The organism is Psychrobacter glacincola, from assembly GCF_904846075.1.
GTDB lineage: Bacteria > Pseudomonadota > Gammaproteobacteria > Pseudomonadales > Moraxellaceae > Psychrobacter > Psychrobacter glacincola_C.
Genome location: NZ_CAJGZH010000003.1, coordinates 479,064 through 499,030 on the forward strand (window position 1 = coordinate 479,064; position 19,967 = coordinate 499,030).

At 42.9% G+C, this 19,967-nt stretch carries 14 protein-coding genes and 1 tRNA gene; 1 reads left to right on the forward strand and 14 read right to left on the reverse strand.

The window, feature by feature from the left end:
- Nucleotides 1-17: 17 nt before the first annotated feature.
- Genes JMW85_RS13210 through JMW85_RS13225 form a run of 4 tightly spaced genes read right to left on the reverse strand, consistent with a single transcriptional unit; the run spans nt 18 to nt 2,999 of the window.
- Nucleotides 18-551, reverse strand: a complete 534-nt coding sequence (locus JMW85_RS13210; protein ID WP_045453409.1) for a pilus assembly protein PilP — start codon at nt 549-551, stop codon at nt 18-20.
- On the reverse strand, nt 551-1,285 hold the full coding sequence (locus JMW85_RS13215) for a type IV pilus inner membrane component PilO (protein ID WP_045453405.1): 735 nt from the start codon (nt 1,283-1,285) through the stop codon (nt 551-553). The genes JMW85_RS13210 and JMW85_RS13215 overlap by 1 nt, the downstream gene beginning before the upstream one ends.
- A complete protein-coding gene (locus JMW85_RS13220; RefSeq protein WP_193009080.1) occupies nt 1,282-1,944 on the reverse strand; it encodes a PilN domain-containing protein in 663 nt (220 codons plus the stop codon). Before JMW85_RS13220 ends, JMW85_RS13215 begins: the two co-directional genes overlap by 4 nt.
- On the reverse strand, nt 1,944-2,999 hold the full coding sequence (locus JMW85_RS13225) for a pilus assembly protein PilM (protein WP_201582078.1): 1,056 nt from the start codon (nt 2,997-2,999) through the stop codon (nt 1,944-1,946). Before JMW85_RS13225 ends, JMW85_RS13220 begins: the two co-directional genes overlap by 1 nt.
- A 193-nt stretch (nt 3,000-3,192) precedes the next feature.
- Here JMW85_RS13225 and JMW85_RS13230 point away from each other — a divergent pair, with 193 nt between their 5' ends.
- Nucleotides 3,193-5,841, forward strand: coding sequence for a penicillin-binding protein 1A (locus tag JMW85_RS13230; RefSeq protein ID WP_201582079.1), 2,649 nt, complete (start codon nt 3,193-3,195; stop codon nt 5,839-5,841).
- Between the two features lie 185 nt (nt 5,842-6,026).
- On the opposite strand, the gene JMW85_RS13235 is transcribed toward JMW85_RS13230, so the two are convergent.
- The 10 genes from JMW85_RS13235 to JMW85_RS13280 form a co-directional block, all read right to left on the reverse strand.
- On the reverse strand, nt 6,027-6,548 hold the full coding sequence (locus tag JMW85_RS13235) for a DUF6586 family protein (protein WP_201582080.1): 522 nt from the start codon (nt 6,546-6,548) through the stop codon (nt 6,027-6,029).
- 167 nt (nt 6,549-6,715) lie between these two features.
- On the reverse strand, nt 6,716-10,948 hold the full coding sequence (rpoC, locus tag JMW85_RS13240; protein WP_201582081.1) for a DNA-directed RNA polymerase subunit beta': 4,233 nt from the start codon (nt 10,946-10,948) through the stop codon (nt 6,716-6,718).
- Between the two features lie 188 nt (nt 10,949-11,136).
- Nucleotides 11,137-15,255, reverse strand: a complete 4,119-nt coding sequence (gene rpoB, locus JMW85_RS13245) for a DNA-directed RNA polymerase subunit beta (RefSeq protein ID WP_201582082.1) — start codon at nt 15,253-15,255, stop codon at nt 11,137-11,139.
- An 805-nt stretch (nt 15,256-16,060) separates the two neighbouring features.
- Complete coding sequence (gene rplL / locus JMW85_RS13250) at nt 16,061-16,432, reverse strand: 50S ribosomal protein L7/L12 (RefSeq protein ID WP_011514491.1); 372 nt, start codon at nt 16,430-16,432, stop codon at nt 16,061-16,063.
- 126 nt (nt 16,433-16,558) lie between these two features.
- On the reverse strand, nt 16,559-17,086 hold the full coding sequence (gene rplJ / locus JMW85_RS13255; protein ID WP_045443904.1) for a 50S ribosomal protein L10: 528 nt from the start codon (nt 17,084-17,086) through the stop codon (nt 16,559-16,561).
- Nucleotides 17,087-17,532: 446 nt separating this feature from the next.
- Nucleotides 17,533-18,234: a 50S ribosomal protein L1 gene (gene rplA, locus JMW85_RS13260; protein WP_045443901.1), complete on the reverse strand. Its 702-nt coding sequence runs from the start codon at nt 18,232-18,234 to the stop codon at nt 17,533-17,535.
- Nucleotides 18,235-18,666, reverse strand: a complete 432-nt coding sequence (gene rplK / locus JMW85_RS13265) for a 50S ribosomal protein L11 (protein ID WP_010201717.1) — start codon at nt 18,664-18,666, stop codon at nt 18,235-18,237.
- Nucleotides 18,667-18,757: 91 nt separating this feature from the next.
- Complete coding sequence (nusG, locus tag JMW85_RS13270; protein ID WP_045443893.1) at nt 18,758-19,288, reverse strand: transcription termination/antitermination protein NusG; 531 nt, start codon at nt 19,286-19,288, stop codon at nt 18,758-18,760.
- Nucleotides 19,289-19,345: 57 nt separating this feature from the next.
- Nucleotides 19,346-19,834 (reverse strand): preprotein translocase subunit SecE, encoded by a 489-nt coding sequence (gene secE / locus JMW85_RS13275; RefSeq protein ID WP_201582083.1) that lies wholly within the window; start codon nt 19,832-19,834, stop codon nt 19,346-19,348.
- Between the two features lie 51 nt (nt 19,835-19,885).
- Nucleotides 19,886-19,961, reverse strand: a tRNA-Trp gene (locus JMW85_RS13280).
- Nucleotides 19,962-19,967: the final 6 nt, after the last annotated feature.

Below are 19,967 nucleotides of genomic sequence, written 5' to 3' on the forward strand. Positions count from 1 at the left end.
TCAAAAAATCTGCCGACTTAGCTTATGGGTGAAACCAACGACTGGGGTTTTTCAACAAACCCAGCGCGGCTGTCTGGCACAATTTCAATCAAGTTAATCTGGGTCGGCGTGATTTCAACAATACGGCCGTCATTTAGTCCAAGATAATCACCTACTTTCACACTCGCGACTGAACCATCAGGGCGTTGTACCAACGCATATCGCTGACCTTCAGGTGAAATTACGACACCACGAAAAATCAGTTGCGATAGCTCATATTGCTCAAGAGGTTCTTTCACTCTGGTAATGTCAGGACGCACACCATCGATGGAAGTGGTAGGACCTTGGACATTGACTAAACTCGGTGGTAAGAATGGACTGCGCTGTGCGCTGGCACTATAAACAAAGTCTTCTACTAGCTCAGCTTTGGGCGGTGGTTCAATAGGTTGAGCTGGCTGATTACGGATATCGGTCATTGATTGCTCCGCCATACCAATGCGATCCGCACACCCTGTTATGGACAATACAGCCATGCTTAAAACCAATAGCGTAGGCAGTTTTTGAATATTCATTAGTTGCCTCCTGCATTATCAGTGGTCGCAGCGTCAGTGACAGCAACCGTTTCATCACCCTCAGGGTCAGCTTCTTTTGAACGATAGGTTTTGGTTTGCAATACCAAATTAAGCTCCGGTAAGACATCCAATGTCGGCTGCGGATTGCTGACCTCAAAATCATGCATAGTAATGATTCGTGGTAAGGCGGCAAGACCACTAATAAAGCTACCGAACTGATGATATTCACCCAAAGCAGCAATGCGGATAGGTTGCTCAATAAAAAATTCGTTTTCAATCTCAGGCTCTACTGAAATGTCTTGAAAACGTATATTGCTGCCGACACCCGTCATGTTAATGCCCTCAACCAGCTCTGATACACGCGTATCTTTTGGTAGCTGATCGAGTAAGGTATTGAACTCAGCTTCCATTTGGACAACTTGCTCTTGGTAAGCTTTTAAATGACGCGCGCGTGATTCTTTTTCACGATAGCTATCAAGTAACGTTTGTTGCTGGCTCTCAGCAGCATTGATCTCATCGATCTTACTACTAATCGGTAAAGCCCACGCCAACGCTGCGATGAGCGTAATGATAAGCCCTATTACCGTTACCTTTACAGGTAATGGCCAGCTGCCGTAGTTTTCAGAGTCCAACGATTCAAAACTGCGGCGGAATTCCTGTAAATCAAACTGTTGCTTTGGTTTCAAGGCTGTTTTTTTGGTTTTAATCAGGCTTTTTTTACGGTTAAGCTTCATAACTCACCTCCAGGTACAGTGGTACCGTCAGCACCTTCTACAGGAACGGCTGTTTCCGACTGTACTTTGGTCGTGATCACAAACTGTACATAACTGTCTTCAGGATAAATAGGACGCGGCTGTTCGCCAGCGGTGACCGTATTATTAAGCACTGGTGCAGATTCGTAAGCACTGATATTTTGTTGGATATTACTAACGGCTGAATCACCCATCCATTTACTATCATCAAGATTACGAATCAAACTTGATACAATATTAGGATTATCAGCTCGACCTGTCAGCGTCAAAACATCGCCTTCACGTTTGAGGTTATTCAAATAGAGTGCCGGCGGGATAGCTTTAGCAAGATCATCCCATAAACGAACAGGCACAGGACGTCGACCCTGCAAGTCTTGAATGACTTGCATACGTGAAATAATATCGTCACGGCGCTGCTCCAGACTATCAATTTCAGTCAAAGCCGTATCTAAAAGCGCATTTTCTTTTTCAATCAATGCGTTCGCATCAAGTTGTTCATCAAGCTCGTTGTTAAAGTAGCTCCATGAAGCAAATGCAGCCAATAAAGTAAGCAAAGTCACTGCCACTACTAACGTGAGAAATTCTTTATTGCGACGCTCGCGCTCTTCTTGGCGCCAAGGTAATAGGTTAATACGAGCCATTAGTCGAAGCTCCTTAACGCAAGACCGCATGCAGCCATTAAACTTGGTGCATCAATGGCCAGTTGCTCATTATCGATATTTGGGGCAATAGTCATATTGATAAAAGGGTTGGCAATACTGACAGTCACCCCAAGTTTTTGCTGTGCCATACCAGCAAGACCAGCAATAGAGCTACTACCACCAGCAAGAACCACATGATCGATACTACTGTATTGGCTTGAAGAGAAGTAAAATTGCAACGAACGAGTAATTTGTTGGATGGTATTCTCAATAAAAGGCGTCAATACATCAAGGTAGTAGTCATCTGGTAAGGTACGCTCACGCTTGCTGATAGCCGCTTCTTCAGCAGATAGTCCATAACGATTTTGTATCGCTTCTGTCAACTGAACACCACCAAATAGTTGTTCACGGCTATAGATAAACTCACCGTTCTTAGCGATATATAAAGTCGTTTGATTATGACCAATATCTATCAAAGCCACTAATTCTGGGGCATTTGGCAAATTATCTACCATGAGTCCGAAAGCACGCTCTATCGCATGGGATTCGATATCCATGACCTTCGTTTGAAGACCACCAAAGGTTAAGGCATCAACTCTTTGGTCGACATTTTCCGAGCGTGATGCGGCAAGTAAGACTTGCACCATATCATCACTTGCCAAAGAAGGCCCTAAAACTTCAAAGTCTAAGTTGACGTCTTCTAATGGATAAGGTATGTATTGATCAGCATCTAAACGTATTTGAGCTTCGCGCTCAACATCGCTTAGCGCAGCATCCATATCAATAATTTTAGTAATCACTGCTGACCCTGATACGGCAGTTGCAGCATTACTACCAGCGACGTGACAGCGCTTAGCTAAGTTAGCAATGATATGACCGACCGCTTCGGTGTCTACAAGAAGTTTATCGACGACTATACCTTCTGGCAATCTTTCGATGCCATAAGATTTTAGATGAAACATGCCTTGCTGACGCTGTATGTCAACCAACTTTACTGAAGTGGCACAGATATCAACACCAATCAAATGTCGACTTTTTGAAGTAAATAGCCTCACAAACTCTATACCTTATATTAAGTGTACAATCTGATAGTTATTTGTAATAATTCAGTACAATACTTTACTTAACAGATAGATTCAAGCATTTAAATAAGTTATTAAGGTCAACTTACACATTTATTATGACCTGCTGATTTTGTTCAAGGTATAATACATTACCTGTTGCAAATTTTAATTGATAAGTCTTCTTATGACCAAAAAAAATGCTACCGCCCGTCTCATTCACTTTTTGGTGGGGCTTGTTATCGCCTGCTTGGCATTGGCAGTTATCTTAGCACTTGCTGTGCCCATTGGTTTTTATGGGATGGCGATGTATTTATCGCCTACCCTGCCTAGCATTCAAGAGATTAAAATAGCAAATTTAGAGATGCCATTACAGATATATAGTAGTGATGACAAACTCATTGGCCAATATGGTAACCGTTTGTCTTTACCCGTTACTTTTGAAGATATTCCTGAAAATTTGACTCATGCTTTTTTAGCAGCAGAAGATGCGTCCTTTTTCCAGCACAGTGGTATTAGTATTAAAGGTCTTGGTCGCGCAGTGACAGAAGTAGTGACTGATGACGACAGCCAAACGGGCGGCTCTACCATTACTATGCAGGTTGCCAAAAACTACTTCTTAAGTCCAGAGCGTACCTTAAATCGCAAATTAGTCGAGCTATTTTTAGCACGTAAAATAGAAGATGAGCTCAGTAAAAATGATATCTTGACGCTTTATGTCAACAAAATCTATCTAGGCGAAGGCGCTTATGGTATCCGCGCCGCGGCAAAAAAATATTATAGTAAATCACTAGAAAATCTCACTATTGCTGAAACAGCAATGTTGGCAGGTCTGCCCAAAGCCCCTTCTAAATATAATCCTGTTGCCAATCCCAGTCGCGCGCTGACTCGCCGCAACTGGATTATTGGACGCATGCACGAGTTAGGCTATATCAGCGAAGCACAACGCGACGAAGCGATCAGCTCACCAGTAGGCATTAACCTCTATAAAGAGAAGCTCGACGTCAATATGCCATATTTGGCAGAAATGACACGCTCTACATTGGTCAATCGCTATGGTGAGCAAGTGATGCATAGTGGATGGCGGGTACGCCTTACGGTTGATAGCAAAGCACAGACAGATGCGGAAACAGCGGTACTGACCGGTTTGGTGGCTTACGAACATCGTCATGGCTGGCGCGGGGCTGAAGCAAATGATGAACCGCTAGAAAATTTCAGTCGCTATAGCAATATGACTCCTGCCAAAGTCACCAAGGTTAATGCTCGCAGTTTTGAGGCGACAATGCCCTCTGGTGAAAATGTGACCGTTGGTTGGTCTGGGATGAGCTGGGCACGCAAGTATATTTCTGCCAATCGTATCGGTTACTTTCCTGACAACGCCCGCCAAATTGTAAATAAAAACGATATCATTCGTTTGATACCGACCACGAATGGTAATTGGCAGTTGGGACAAATTCCCAAACTACAAGGAAGTCTGGTCTCCTTGAATCCAGAAACTGGCGCTGTTAAAGCATTGGTCGGTGGCTTTGACTTTAATCACAGTAAATTCAATCGTGCTCTACAAGGCTGGCGTCAACCAGGCTCAACCATTAAACCGCTTGTCTATACTGCTGCTCTAGAAAAAGGCTATCGCCCAGATAGCATTGTTTCGGATCGACCGATTCAAGTGGGTGACTGGAAACCGAAAAATTCTGATCAACGTTTTTTAGGCGAAATCACTTTACGCCGTGGACTTTATTTATCTCGTAACTTAGTCTCTATTCGTCTCTTACAAGCCATTGGTATCTCTGATACCCGCGACCTATTAGATGAATTCGGACTTGATAAAGAAAAGCTACCGACGACTCTGTCGTTAGCGTTAGGTGCAGGACAAGCAACACCATTACAAATGGCAACAGCCTATGCCACGTTCGCGAATGGCGGTCACCGTGTACAGCCGTATTTTATCGAACAAATTTATAATTATAATAATAACCTCCTCTTTCAGGCAAACCCACGCCAAGCGTGTGCCACCTGCTTCAATGAAAAACTTGAAGACCTCAATAAAAATCTCATCGAAGATTATAAGAAGTCAATTGAAAATGAAGACAGTGCTATCGATGATGAAGTGATGGTTAAAGAACAAAATTTAGAAAATATTGATAACATTGAACAAAACGGTAAAGCGCTAAATTTAAAGGTTTATGATGCTAGCCCACAGGCCGATCGCTTAAAAGCACCCGCGGTTCAATATGCAGTGGCTAAGCAAGCACCTCGAATCTTACAACCCAGAGTCGCTTTTGAGATGGCAGATATCTTACGTGACGTCGTACAGCGTGGTACGGCAGTACGAGCAAAGGCTTTAGGTCGTGATGATATTGGTGGCAAGACCGGTACCACCAATGAAGCAAAAGACGCTTGGTTTGCAGGTTTTCATCCTACCAATGCAACGGTCGTATGGATGGGTTTTGATCAACCATCAACCATGGGTCGTCGCGAATATGGTGGTGTGGCAGCCCTACCCGTTTGGATGGATTTTATGAAAGCCCAACTTAAAGACACGCCTCATCAATGGGTATCTATCAATAACCGCGCCAAATCGAAAAAGCAAAAACAAAAAATTATAGAAATGACTGATGATGGTATTCTGGCCGATGATGAAGATACGGATAGCAGCGAATCAGAAAAACCAGTTAAGACACAGACTCAACAGCGTAAATCACCACCAGCTGAGCCTGTTGAAGTACAAACTAGCTCTCAAGCAGCCAAACCTAGTAACAGTCGTAGTAATGATAGCGTGCCGCAAAACCCTTTATCGGTAACACCCGTTGAGCGCATGCCACCGATACCAGAGTAGACAACCATTAATAATATAAACTTATGACGCAAAAAAAGGCTTATTTGGCACTCGCTAAATAAGCCTTTTTTATACTCAATACTTTGCTCAATACCACTCTATTAAAGGACAGTCATCAGTCAACTAGGACACGTCTTCATTTTAAAAATGGTGATAAAAATGAGATAAATTTTTAATAACTATTTTTAGAACTCAACCATACCAGCACGTAATTGCTCAATCAGCTCTAAGAACTGCTGACGCCATTCTCGTATTGTCGTCTCATCTGGCAGCCATTGATTTGACAAGGTCACAACGTTAACAATAAGATCAGGCGAGGCAGTATTGCTTGGTGTTTGATCTACGATAGTATCTGGCGGCACGGCGTACAGACAACGCTGATACGCACGCTCTATATTGGCCAAAAAACCCTGCTGCTGTAACTGCTGTAACCGCTGAATCTCAGGCGATACTTGGGTACGCTCGCTCAATGCTTGCTCGATATCTGATAATGTTGGTGCGCTCATGTTTAAACTATAAAAATAACCTAGCTCTTGGATAAATGCGAGAAAGGCACCGTATAGATGAAAAATAGCAGTTTCACAATGCGCTTGATAGTTCTGCTTATCATCGGTACTTCCCGCCGCTTGGCAAGATAGACGACAGAAATACAGTTTTTGATTGGTTCGATCTGCTTGATATTTGGCAACGCGGGTTTTACCTGCCATTTGCGACTTATCCTTATATGAAGTGTAAATTAGGGCATATTTTCCAGTGTACTATTTTTTTAGATAACAGTACCATGCATTTCTCACTTTATTGCACACACAAAAAAGCCAGCAACTTAGGCTGGCTTTTTATCAAATTAACAATAAATTAAAGACGCTTAATACTATTAATTATCCTGATTAAGCTCTTGTGCAAAGGCTTCATCAAAGCTTGCGAAGTCTTTACTATCCGTGCTCGCTGACATATCAAATGCTGCATTGTCAAACCCTGCTTTAAGATCTTTATCTAGCAGTTTTTGCTCCGCTTTCTCTTTGCGTGCTTTATGATAAGCAAGACCCGTACCAGCAGGAATCAAGCGACCAACGACCACGTTTTCTTTCAGACCACGTAGCTCATCCACTTTACCAGTCACGGCAGCCGCAGTTAGTACACGAGTCGTCTCCTGGAACGATGCTGCTGAAATAAAGCTTTCTGTTGCCAGACTTGCTTTGGTGATACCTAGTAATTGACGCTCGAACTGTACTGGGAATTTATCTTCCGCTTCCAGCTTCGCATTCAATGCTTTGATATCAGAGTACTCTGCTTGATCGCCTTTGAAGTGGTTTGAATCGCCGCCATCGGTAATTTCAACTTTACGCAGCATCTGACGAATGATAACTTCGATATGCTTATCGTTGATTTTTACACCCTGCAAGCGATAAACGTCCTGTACTTCGTTAACGATGTAATCAGCAAGTGCAGTCTGACCTTTCAAACGTAAGATATCATGTGGATTCTGTGGACCATCAGCGATCACTTCACCACGTGCTACCGTTTCGTTTTCAAAGACGTTGATTTGACGCCATTTCGGGATTAGCTCTTCATGAATCTCACCATCTTCATTGGTAATAATGAAGCGGTTTTTACCTTTAGTCTCTTTACCAAAGCTAACCACACCTGACATTTCTGCCATGATGGCGTGATCTTTCGGACGACGTGCTTCAAACAAATCAGCAACACGCGGTAGACCACCGGTAATATCTTTAGTACCTGAAGAGGCTTGTGGTACACGACCCAAAATCGAACCAGCTGCTACTTTTTCACCATCGCTGACGCGAATGATGGTTTCAGCTGGTAAGAAGTAAACCACTTCTTTACCTTCATCAGTGTTCAAGATAATCGCAGGACGTAAGTCTTTTGCTGAACTTGAACGGTCACGAGTAGCAAGAATCTCAAATGAGCTCATACCAGTCGCATCATCAACTTTTACGGTAGCAGTTAAGCCATCAGTAATCTCACTGAAGCGTGCAGTACCAGCAAATTCTGTGATAATAGGATGCGTGTGCGGATCCCATTTAGCGATGGTTTGACCAGCATCAACCTGATCTTCGTGTTTCACAAGCACGCTAGAACCATAAGGCACTTTATAACGTTCACGCTCACGACCAAGCTCATCGGTCAAGGCGATTTCAGCTGAACGCGATACGATGACTAAGTGACCATCGGTATGTTGAACCGTTTTCATGTTTTCGAAATGCGCTTGACCAGCACTACGAACTGAGATGCTGTTATCCACTGATGCTGAGCTTGCTGCCCCGCCCACGTGGAATGTACGCATCGTTAACTGAGTACCTGGTTCACCGATAGACTGTGCCGCCATAACACCGACTGACTCGCCAATGTTCACTTTATGACCACGAGCCAAATCACGACCATAACACTGTGAACAAACACCATGCTCAACATTACAAGTGATAACTGAGCGTACCCAGATATCATCAATCGCATTGTTATCAAGCACGTTTACCCAATGCTCATCGATCAAAGTACCTGCTGGAATCAATACCTTATCGGCATCATCGTTATAAGTCACATCACGAGCCGTCACACGACCTAGTACTAGTTCACCTAGCTTCTCAATGATTTCACCACCTTGAATATGTGGTTTCATGAGCAAGCCTTGCTCAGTACCACAGTCATCACTGGTAATAACCAAATCTTGTGCCACATCAACCAAACGACGCGTTAAGTAACCTGAGTTAGCCGTTTTCAGTGCCGTATCCGCAAGACCTTTACGTGCACCATGCGTTGAAATAAAGTACTGAAGTACGGTCAAGCCTTCACGGAAGTTTGCTTTAATTGGCGTTTCGATAATTGAACCATCTGGCTTAGCCATCAAACCACGCATACCAGCCAACTGACGAATCTGAGCCGCACTACCACGAGCACCAGAATCTGACATGATAAAGATAGAGTTGAATGACTTCTGCTCTTCTTCTTCACCTTTGGCGTTCATGATTTTATCAGTGGCTAAGTTGTCCATCATCGCTTTAGCGACTTTGTCATTGGTACGTGACCAGATATCAACCACTTTATTATAGCGCTCACCAGCGGTCACAAAACCTTGCTCGAATTGATCTTCGATTTCGCGAACTTCGCCTTCTGCCACTTCAATGATTTGCTTTTTCAGTGGTGGAATGACCATGTCATCAATACCGATAGACACGCCTGACAACGTCGCTTGGGCAAAACCAAGATACATCAATTGGTCAGCAAACATGACACTTTCTTTAACGCCAACTTTACGGTAGCAAGAGTTGATCAAACGAGAAATATTTTTCTTCGTCATTTCTTGGTTACATTCATCAAAAGACATACCTTTAGGCATGATGTTCCAGATCAATAAACGACCTGCAACCGTTTCTTTTAAGCTGATTTCTTTAGTCTCATTGCCGTCTTCATCGATATGCGTCTCGGTGACACGCACTTTGATCTTAGCGTTTACATGCAAATCGTTTGAACCAATCGCACGCAATGCTTCATTAACGGTGGCAAAAATCATGCCCTCGCCTTTAGAATTGATTGATGAGCGGCTAATATAGTAAAGACCAAGTACCACATCTTGTGACGGTACGATGATTGGATCACCGTTCGCAGGCGACAAGATGTTATTGGTAGACATCATTAGCGCACGTGATTCAAGCTGTGCTTCTAGGGTCAATGGCACGTGAACGGCCATTTGGTCACCATCAAAATCGGCGTTAAACGCGGTACAAACGAGCGGATGCAATTGGATTGCTTTACCTTCGATTAGTACTGGCTCAAATGCCTGCAAGCCCAAACGGTGAAGTGTTGGTGCACGGTTCAAGAGTACTGGATGCTCACGAATAACCATGGCCAGCATATCCCACACTTGCGGCTCTTCACGCTCTACCATCTTTTTGGCAGCTTTGATCGTGGTCGCTAAACCATGAGACAATAATTTGTTATAAGTAAATGGCTTGAATAATTCAAGTGCCATTTTCTTTGGTAAACCACACTGATGTAGACGTAGCGTTGGACCAACAACAATCACCGAACGACCAGAGTAGTCAACACGCTTACCAAGTAAGTTTTGACGGAAACGACCTTGCTTACCTTTGATCATATCAGCCAAAGATTTCAATGGACGCTTGTTACTACCAGTGATCGCACGACCGCGACGACCGTTATCAAGCAAGGCATCAACTGATTCTTGCAACATACGCTTTTCGTTACGTACGATGATATCAGGTGCGCTCAGCTCAAGCAGACGCTTTAGACGGTTATTACGGTTAATGACGCGGCGATACAAATCGTTTAGATCTGAAGTCGCAAAACGACCACCTTCTAGTGGTACTAGCGGACGTAAATCTGGTGGTAGTACTGGCAAGATGTTCATCACCATCCACTCAGGCTTGTTATTAGAATCACGGAAGGCTTCTAATAATTTAAGACGCTTAGACATCTTTTTAAGCTTGGTTTCAGAACCAGTTTGCGGAATCGCTTCGCGCAAATCATCGATTTCAAGATCTAAATCGATATCTTTCAATAGGTCTTGAACCGCTTCAGCACCCATTTTGGCAGTGAATTCATCGCCAAATTCTTCAAGGGCTTTATAATAGTCTTCATCATCAAGCAGTTGATACTTCTCTAGAGAAGTCAAACCTGGCTCAGTAACGATATAGCTTTCAAAATACAGAACACGCTCGATATCACGTAGCGTCATATCTAGCAATAGACCGATGCGGCTTGGTAATGATTTTAAAAACCAAATATGCGCCACTGGACTGGCTAGGTCAATATGACCCATACGATCACGACGTACTTTCGCAGTCGTCACTTCTACGCCACATTTTTCACAGATAACGCCTTGGAACTTACGGCGCTTATATTTACCACATAAACATTCAAAGTCTTTTACTGGACCAAAGATTTTGGCACAAAATAGACCATCACGTTCAGGCTTAAACGTACGATAGTTAATCGTTTCAGGCTTTTTCACTTCGCCATGTGACCATGACTTAATGACGTCAGGTGAGGCTAAAGTAATTTGAATGCTATCAAACTCTTGATTACCGTTGCCGGTAGGGCTTTGCATGATATCGAGTAAATCTTTCAAGTTGCTTCTCCGTTATCTTTATAATCATCTGATAGCGTATTATTGACGCAAATAAGATGAATGAAGGCAATGAATAGGGTTGAGACAAATCACTAAAAGCAGCAGCGATGCGCATACTGCTTTTAGGTTGACCACTAAGGATAATAATTGACTGAGACCATGTTAAATATAATCTCAATCAGCCGTGCTTAATGGGTTTGTTTTAACTCAATATTAATACCCAATGATTTGATTTCTTTGGTCAGTACGTTAAACGATTCAGGCATACCTGGATCCATATACTGCTCACCATCAACGATGTTTTTGTACATACGCGTACGGCCTTCAACATCATCCGACTTCACAGTCAGCATCTCTTGTAGCGTATAAGTCGCGCCGTAAGCTTCTAGTGCCCAGACTTCCATCTCACCGAAGCGCTGACCACCGAACTGTGCTTTACCGCCGAGTGGCTGCTGCGTCACTAGTGAGTAAGAACCGGTTGAACGCGCATGCATTTTGTCGTCAACCAAATGGTTAAGTTTGAGCATGTACATGTAGCCAACGGTTACTTTACGGTCAAACTTCTGACCAGTACGACCATCATACAACGTCTGTTGACCATCGCGATCCATACCAGCAAGCTCTAGCAAATCTTTAACTTGGCTTTCTCTTGCGCCGTCAAATACTGCTGTGCCCATTGGTACACCAGCGCGCAAGTTATCTGCTAGCGCCATGATGTCATCATCACTCAAGCTATCAAGATCAACTTGCTCACCGCCAACTTGGTTATAGATTTTGTCTAAGAAGTCACGTAAATCTTTGATCGCTGCTTGAGATTTGAGCATACCATCGATCTTCTCGCCCAAACCTTTCGCTGCCATACCCAAATGCGTTTCTAGAACCTGACCGATGTTCATACGAGATGGTACACCAAGCGGGTTCAAGACGATGTCAACGGTATTACCATTTTCATCATAAGGCATGTCTTCGACTGGCATAATGCGCGATACCACACCTTTGTTACCATGACGACCCGCCATTTTATCACCAGGCTGAATACGACGCTTAACCGCTAGATATACCTTAACGATTTTTTGTACGCCATGTTGTAAGTCATCACCAGCGGTTAATTTGCGTTTTTTCTCAGCAAACTTCACATCGATATCTTTTTGCTTATCAACCAAGTACTCAGCGATTTGCGTTAGACGCTCAGAGATTTCTTCTTCAACTGGTTGGATATCCAGTAAGGTCTCAAGGCTCATATCTTTCATATCAGCCAATGCCATCACTGTACCGGCTTTTAGACCAGAACCACCGCTGACTTTTTGACCATCTAACAAGTTACCAATACGCCCACGAGCTGCTTCTTCAAAGATACGTAGCTCTTCTTTTAAATCTTTACGATAGCTATCAAGCTGTGATTTTTCAATTGCTCTTGCACGTGCATCTTTTTCAACGCCGTCACGAGTAAAGACTTGCACGTCAATAACCGTGCCTTTGCTTGATGTTGGTACACGTAGCGACGTGTCTTTAACATCAGCCGCTTTTTCACCAAAGATAGCCCGGAGCAATTTCTCTTCTGGCGTCAGTTGTGTTTCACCTTTTGGCGTCACTTTACCAACTAAGATATCACCAGCGTCAACTTCAGCACCGATATAAACGATACCTGCTTCATCAAGACTTGATAGCGCCGCTTCACCAACGTTTGGAATATCCGCAGTAATCTCTTCGGTTCCAAGCTTGGTATCACGTGCCACACAGGTCAATTCTTGGATATGAATGGTCGTGAAACGATCTTCTTTAACCACTTTTTCAGAAAGCAAGATTGAATCTTCGAAGTTGTAACCATTCCATGGCATAAATGCGATGCGAATGTTCTGACCCAATGCAAGCTCACCAAGATCCGTTGATGGACCATCAGCCAAGATATCACCTACAGCAATAGCATCACCTTGGTTGACGATAATACGTTGGTTGATACAAGTATTTTGGTTAGAACGCGTGTATTTAACGAGGTTATAGATATCAATACCAGCTTCACCAGCAATCATCTCATCTTCGTTGACACGAACCACAACACGTGATGCATCAACGTCTTCGATCACACCGCCACGCTTAGCGATCACACAAACACCTGAGTCACGCGCAACGTGACGCTCCATGCCCGTACCTACTAACGGCTTATCAGCACGTAGCGTAGGAACTGCCTGACGCTGCATGTTCGAGCCCATAAGCGCTCGGTTAGCATCATCATGCTCTAGGAATGGAATTAGACCTGCTGCAACTGATACCACCTGACTTGGCGACACATCCATATGCGTCACTTTTTCTGGCGGCATACGCACGAATTCACCATAGCTACGCACACTGACCATTTCATCAGATAACGCGCCTTCTGCGGTTACTGGTGAATCAGCCTGTGCAATGACCGTACCTACTTCTTCAATCGCTGATAGATACTCAATAACGTCTGTTACTTTACCATCAACCACACGGCGATAAGGCGTTTCTAAGAAGCCAAAGCTGTTGGTCTTTGCAAAAGTCGCTAATGAGTTAATAAGACCAATGTTTGGACCTTCAGGAGTCTCAATCGGACATACGCGACCATAATGGGTATCATGTACGTCACGTACTTCAAAGCCTGCACGTTCACGGGTCAGACCACCAGGTCCTAGTGCTGATACACGGCGTTTATGGGTAACTTCAGACAATGGATTGTTCTGATCCATAAACTGCGATAACTGGCTTGAACCAAAGAATTCTTTAACCGCAGCCGCAACAGGCTTCGAGTTAATCAAATCTTGTGGTGACAAGTTATCAGATTCCGCTGAGCTTAAACGCTCTTTGACTGCACGCTCAACACGTACTAGACCAACACGGAATTGGTTTTCTGCCATCTCGCCGACCGAACGAATACGGCGGTTACCTAAATGGTCAATATCATCGACTTCGCCACGACCATTACGTATCTCAATCAATTCTTTTAGGACATTAACGATATCGGCATTGGTCAATACGCTACGAGCGCGTTGGATGTCTGGATCATCAGTATTATCAAACTCTAACCCTAAACGACGGTTGAACTTCATACGACCGACGTTCGATAAGTCATAACGATCCGCGTTAAAGAACATGCTGTCAAATAGTTTTTCAGCGGTCTCAACCGTTGGTGGCTCGCCTGGACGCATAACTTTATAGATTTCAATCAATGCTTCTTCACGGCTTGACGTACTATCAGCACGCAAAGTGTCGGCAATATAACTGCCTTGATCGATATCATTGGTGAATAGAATGCTGAATTCTTTGATAGACTCGCTGGCTTCAAATGCACTTAATTTAACCAATAATTCATGGTCAATTAGAGTATTCGCTTTAGCGATAACTTCGTCATTCACCACGATATCTTCAGCTAAAATACGCTCATAGAGATACTCATCAGGTATCGCAATCTTCGTCATACCTGCTTCTTCAAGCTGACGAATACGGCGTGCATTAATACGCTTGCCCTGCTCTACGATGACATCACCTTCTGGTGATACGATATCGAACTGAGCCATTTCACCGCGCAAGCGATCAGCGACCAGATCAATCTCGAACTGCTCTTCACCTTTATATACGGCGACTTTATCAAAGAACAAATCTAAGATTTCAGACGTTGTTAAACCAAGCGCACGTAGAATAATTGAAGCCAATAGCTTACGACGACGGTCAATACGAGCAAAAACTAAGTCTTTGGCATCAAATTCAAAATCTAACCATGAACCACGGTAAGGAATGATACGGGCGTTATAAAGCACTTTACCACTTGAATGCGACTTACCTTTATCATGATCAAAGAACACACCAGGTGAACGATGTAACTGAGATACGATAACACGCTCAGTACCATTGATAATAAAAGTACCGTTAGCTGTCATCAACGGCATCTCGCCCATATAGACACTTTGCTCACGAATATCTTTGATAGCCGCTTTGCTGTCTCTGTCTTTGCTGTCTTTGTCTTTAATGATCAGACGGATTTTGACACGCATCGGTGCAGCAAACGTTGAGCCACGCAAGATACACTCACGCTCGTCAAATTCAGGCGTGCCTAAATAATATTCAACGAATTGTAGCTCTGCGTTACCAGAGTGACTCTCAATTGGGAAAATAGAGGAATACGCAGCTTGCAAACCAGTATTCTCACGAGCTTTTGGCTTTTTGTGCTCTTGCAAAAATTGCTCGTAAGAATCTACTTGAATAGACAGTAAATAGGGAATGTCCATCACAGTGGGCAATTCAGCAAAACTTTTGCGAATACGCTTTTTTTCAGTATAAGAATATGCCATCGAGAGTCCTTACAGTAAACGTGGAAACAAATTAAAAGCGTGGCCAGCGTGCATAAATACGATGCAAACTTGGCGACGTAAACGATAATATAAAACAGGTAATCGTGTTCAGTTGATATCTTTTGTCAATTACTACTTCTGCTATCAGTGCTTACTTAGCACCCTTACTTTCATTTTATGATCGGTATCTAAGTCAGTCTATATGACCACTCAGACGACCAAATTCAATGTCACATCATCTGAAACATATTGTTTTTTAAGCAAAACTTACTCATAAAGGTAAGAAAAATGACTCGTTCAAGGGTATTTCTAAGTTATCTGCTATCAAAACTGATTGTATTTAGTCATTTTTCTTTCAAAAAATCGGCTTTTTCAAAACCAACAATTCTATCAAAACTAATATCGTCGCTGATATGTACCGTCTATAAGCCTAACTACTGACAGTAATACCCTGCGAAACGGACAACCTAAACTTAATAGCTTTTCAGAATTAATAATAATCGGGGTAACTATAACTTTTAGAATCAGTATAAACTATAGTGTTAATGGGAAAGCATGCAGACACAAAAAAATGCCAAACATCTATGGACGTTTAGCTTAAATTAACTGATTTCAAAAACTGGCATGTGTGCTTGCACTGTGTTTATTTGCATAGCTATCGTCTGTCCTTTTGATGGGTATCCACCGTGATGTTGCATACGACTGTTGGCAGACACAAAAGGTCAAGCTACGAATTATAGTAAAAAAAAGCTGGCAATGCAAGGCATTACCAGCTTTTTTTGTACAACACTAAGATAAGCGAAGCTTATTTTAGTTCAACAGTTGCACCAGCTTCTTCAAGTTTCTTTTTCAACTCTTCAGCTTCAGCTTTGTTAACGCCTTCTTTGATTGGAGCTGGAGCGCTTTCAACCAAATCTTTCGCTTCTTTCAAGCCAAGACCAGTAGCTTCACGTACGGCTTTAATTACGCCAACTTTCTTCTCGCCAAAGCTGGCAAGAACTACGTCAAACTCGTCTTTTTCTTCAGCAGCAGCAGCAGCAGGGCCAGCAGCAGCAGGTGCAGCAGCAACAGCAGCTGTTACGCCGAATTTTTCTTCCATAGCGCTGATTAATTCAACGATATCCATTACTGACATTTCAGCGATTGCGTTTAACACGTCATCTTTAGATAGTGCCATGAGAACTCTCCGTTATCTGATAAAAATTAATTGATTTTAAAATCGCTTGGATTGCTTGCCAAATTTTCAAATAGTGTTGGCAGTAAAGTGCAATCGGCGATGTCAAAGTTACGTTAAAACAAGCAATTATGCCGCTTCTTTTGCGTCTTTGATTGCTGCTACCGTGCGAACAAGCTTACTAGGAACAGCGTTCATAGTTTGAACAAGCTTGGTAACTGGTGCATTCATAGTAGCCATCAAGATAGAGATTGCTTCGTCGCGAGTTGGTAGCTTCGATACGCGCTCTAGCTCTTCTGGACCATAAACAACACCACCAACTGATACCAATTTGGTCTCTAAAGCTTTGTGATCTTTACTGAACTCGAAAACAACTCGAGCAGCAGATCCCAAATCTTCCATAGAGAAAGCCAAAAGTAATGGACCAGTCATACGGTCTGACATGCTCTCAAACTTAGTGCCTTCAAACGCACGTTTTGCTAGGGTATTTTTTACCACTTTCAAAACGACGCCTTTTTCACGGGCTTGTTCGCGCAGCTTAGTAAGCTTTGCAACACCAATACCATGATATTCGGCAGCTACTGCTGAGTAAGCATTAGCAGCAACTTCAGACACTTCAGCCACAACTTGTTGTTTTTGCTCTAGCGTTAATGCCATAAGTTGACTCCTTTAATCTTATCAATCAGCTGAATATTTAATCATTTAAACCTAAGCTTTTAAACATTGGCATTCAATAATTAAACGAATCGCTTAGACTGACTTGATACGACACGTTATCAGCATATTTATTCATAATAAATTTACTCATAACGACTGATTACGGCACCGTTATCAGAATGACATCAAGTGATAGATTGAACTATCGGCTCTTATCAACAACTGGGTGGGTCACCGTCTGCGTAGGACAACTAAGATTTTCATCTTTCGTCGATTAACAAAAGCAGCTCGTTGTTATTACTAATGATCCGAAAACAATTAATAAAAACGTAAAACTGCTTTCTACCTACGGTCTTAGACAGCATAGCGTTTGCTACGCTGACCTAATTCTTTAAAATATTTTTGCAGCCTTTATTTAAAATCGTCAAATAAAGGCACATATCTAATTATTTTGCTGTGCGATATGGAACTGGATCAATACTTAGACCAGGACCCATCGTGCTAGACAAGGTAATTTTCTTAATGAAAGTACCTTTAGAAGTAGCAGGCTTAGCACGTCTTAAATCTGCAATCAGTGCTTCAGCATTCTGGATTACTTGCTCAGCAGTAAAACCAACTTGACCGATAGTCGTGTGGATGATACCTGCTTTGTCTACACGATACTGTGCTTGACCGGCTTTAGCGTTAGTAACCGCTTCAGCAACGTTAGGCGTAACCGTACCGACTTTAGGGTTAGGCATTAGACCACGTGGACCTAGGATAGTACCTAGTTGACCAACAACACGCATTGCATCAGGAGCAGCAATAACGATATCAAAGTCCATGTTACCAGCTTTGATTGATTCTGCTAGGTCTTCAAAACCAACGATATCTGCACCAGCTTCTTTGGCGGCTTCAGCAGCAGCACCTTGAGCAAATACAGCAACGCGTTTGGTTTTACCAGTACCAGCAGGTAGGTTGGTAGCGCCACGAACCACTTGATCAGATTTACGTGGGTCAACACCCAAGTTAATCGCAATATCAATTGACTCTTTGAATTTAAGAGGTGGTAAATCGTTTAGGATTTGAACCGCTTCTTCAACTGTATACTGCTTTTCATGTACGATACGGCTTTGAATTTCTTTTTGACGTTTGGTTAGCTTGCTCATTTACACACCCTCCACGGTAATACCCATTGAACGTGCAGTACCAGCGATGGTACGAACAGCAGCATCAAGATCAGCAGCAGTTAAATCTGCATCTTTGGTCTTAACGATGTCTTCTAGTTGTGCACGGTCAACTTTACCGACTTTAGCGGTATTTGGTGTACCAGAACCTTTAGCGATACCAGCAGCCTTACGTAGTAAGTATGCAGCTGGTGGTGACTTCATGATGAAAGTAAAAGACTTATCGCTATATACAGTGATCTCAGTAGGAATCGGTAGACCCGGCTCTTGGTTTGAGGTCGCAGCGTTAAATTCTTTACAGAACGCCATGATGTTCACGCCTTTTTGACCCAATGCTGGACCAATCGGTGGTGAAGGATTTGCTTTGCCTGCAGGGACTTGTAGTTTGATGTAACCATCAATCTTCTTAGCCATGATTTTCTCCTAAATGGGTAATAGCGCCAAATCAATGTGGTATAAACCTTATTGACTAACAGCTCCCCGGTTGATGAACTTTTTTGCTGACTTAGTCTAGCTTTTCAACTTTACTAAATTCAAGCTCGACCTGAGTCGGTCGATTAAATACGTTTACCGTTAAATGTAGTTTAGACTTCTCGTAATCCACCTTTTCTACCAACCCTTTAAAGTCAGTAAATGGACCATCGATAACCAACAGCTCTTCGCCCGGCTCAAATAGAGTCTTAGGACGTGGGTCAGTTTCAGTTTGATTCAAACGGTTTAAAATACGATCCGCTTCTACTTGCGTAATTGGCGCTGGTGTTTCAGGTGTGCCACCGATGAAACCCATAATACGTGGGCACTCTTTAACGATGTGCCAAGTATTGTCGTTCATTTCCATCTGGATCAATACATAACCCGGAAAGAACTTACGCTCACTCTTACGCTTTTTGCCGTCTTTCATTTCGACGACTTCTTCAGTAGGAACCAATACGTCACCGAATGATTCAGCAAAGTCACTACGATTAATACGATCAGTTAATGAACGCTGTACTTGCTTTTCATATCCTGAAAACGCTTGGACAATATACCAACGCATATCACGCTCCTGATCATTATAAGTAAATTTTGGGGTAAGACTCACTAATACGTGCGACTAACCAATAAAGATGCCAACGAACCAATTGAAAAAGTTATCTAATAACCAAACCAGAAAACCAACAATGGCAATCATGACAATGACCTGCCAGGTATATTGAAACGTTTCATCCTTACCTGGCCATGTCACTCGGCGCAATTCAATAGCAGCGTCTTTCAATAATATTTTAAAAGCGCGGCCTTGATGCGTTAATGCCAAGCATACTAAGGCGAATACAATAAGGGCAACGATAATACCAATACGTACCCAGACATCATTGGCAGGTTGCCAATAGCCAGGTAAATACTGATTAACTAACGTCGCCCCGATTAATACTGCTGCGGCAAGTAGCCACAGTACCACATCTTTTATTGAGCCTGTTTTAGCCACTTCTACAGCAGTTGTTTGATTGCCCGCTGAGATGTGCTTACCTTTAGACAGCATTCCACCAGCACCCGCCTTGGCATCAGATAACTTAGTCTCGAGGTTATCTTGATCATTGCTCATAAAGAACTCGCTTCGGAGATGGTGAGGTATAACAAAGATGTGATAAGAAGATGGCAGGCGATGTAGGACTCGAACCTACAACCCTCGGTTTTGGAGACCGATGCTCTACCAATTGAGCCAATCGCCTATGGGT

What these genes read in the sequence shown, in the direction of transcription:
- JMW85_RS13210 (WP_045453409.1), bottom strand. Translation starts at nt 551, where the DNA reads ATGAATATTCAAAAACTGCCTACGCTATTGGTTTTAAGCATGGCTGTA.
- JMW85_RS13215 (WP_045453405.1), bottom strand. Translation starts at nt 1,285, where the DNA reads ATGAAGCTTAACCGTAAAAAAAGCCTGATTAAAACCAAAAAAACAGCC.
- JMW85_RS13220 (WP_193009080.1), bottom strand. Translation starts at nt 1,944, where the DNA reads ATGGCTCGTATTAACCTATTACCTTGGCGCCAAGAAGAGCGCGAGCGT.
- JMW85_RS13230 (WP_201582079.1), top strand. Translation starts at nt 3,193, where the DNA reads ATGACCAAAAAAAATGCTACCGCCCGTCTCATTCACTTTTTGGTGGGG.
- JMW85_RS13235 (WP_201582080.1), bottom strand. Translation starts at nt 6,548, where the DNA reads ATGGCAGGTAAAACCCGCGTTGCCAAATATCAAGCAGATCGAACCAAT.
- rpoB (WP_201582082.1), bottom strand. Translation starts at nt 15,255, where the DNA reads ATGGCATATTCTTATACTGAAAAAAAGCGTATTCGCAAAAGTTTTGCT.
- rplL (WP_011514491.1), bottom strand. Translation starts at nt 16,432, where the DNA reads ATGGCACTATCTAAAGATGACGTGTTAAACGCAATCGCTGAAATGTCA.
- rplJ (WP_045443904.1), bottom strand. Translation starts at nt 17,086, where the DNA reads ATGGCATTAACGCTAGAGCAAAAACAACAAGTTGTGGCTGAAGTGTCT.
- rplA (WP_045443901.1), bottom strand. Translation starts at nt 18,234, where the DNA reads ATGAGCAAGCTAACCAAACGTCAAAAAGAAATTCAAAGCCGTATCGTA.
- rplK (WP_010201717.1), bottom strand. Translation starts at nt 18,666, where the DNA reads ATGGCTAAGAAGATTGATGGTTACATCAAACTACAAGTCCCTGCAGGC.
- nusG (WP_045443893.1), bottom strand. Translation starts at nt 19,288, where the DNA reads ATGCGTTGGTATATTGTCCAAGCGTTTTCAGGATATGAAAAGCAAGTA.
- secE (WP_201582083.1), bottom strand. Translation starts at nt 19,834, where the DNA reads ATGAGCAATGATCAAGATAACCTCGAGACTAAGTTATCTGATGCCAAG.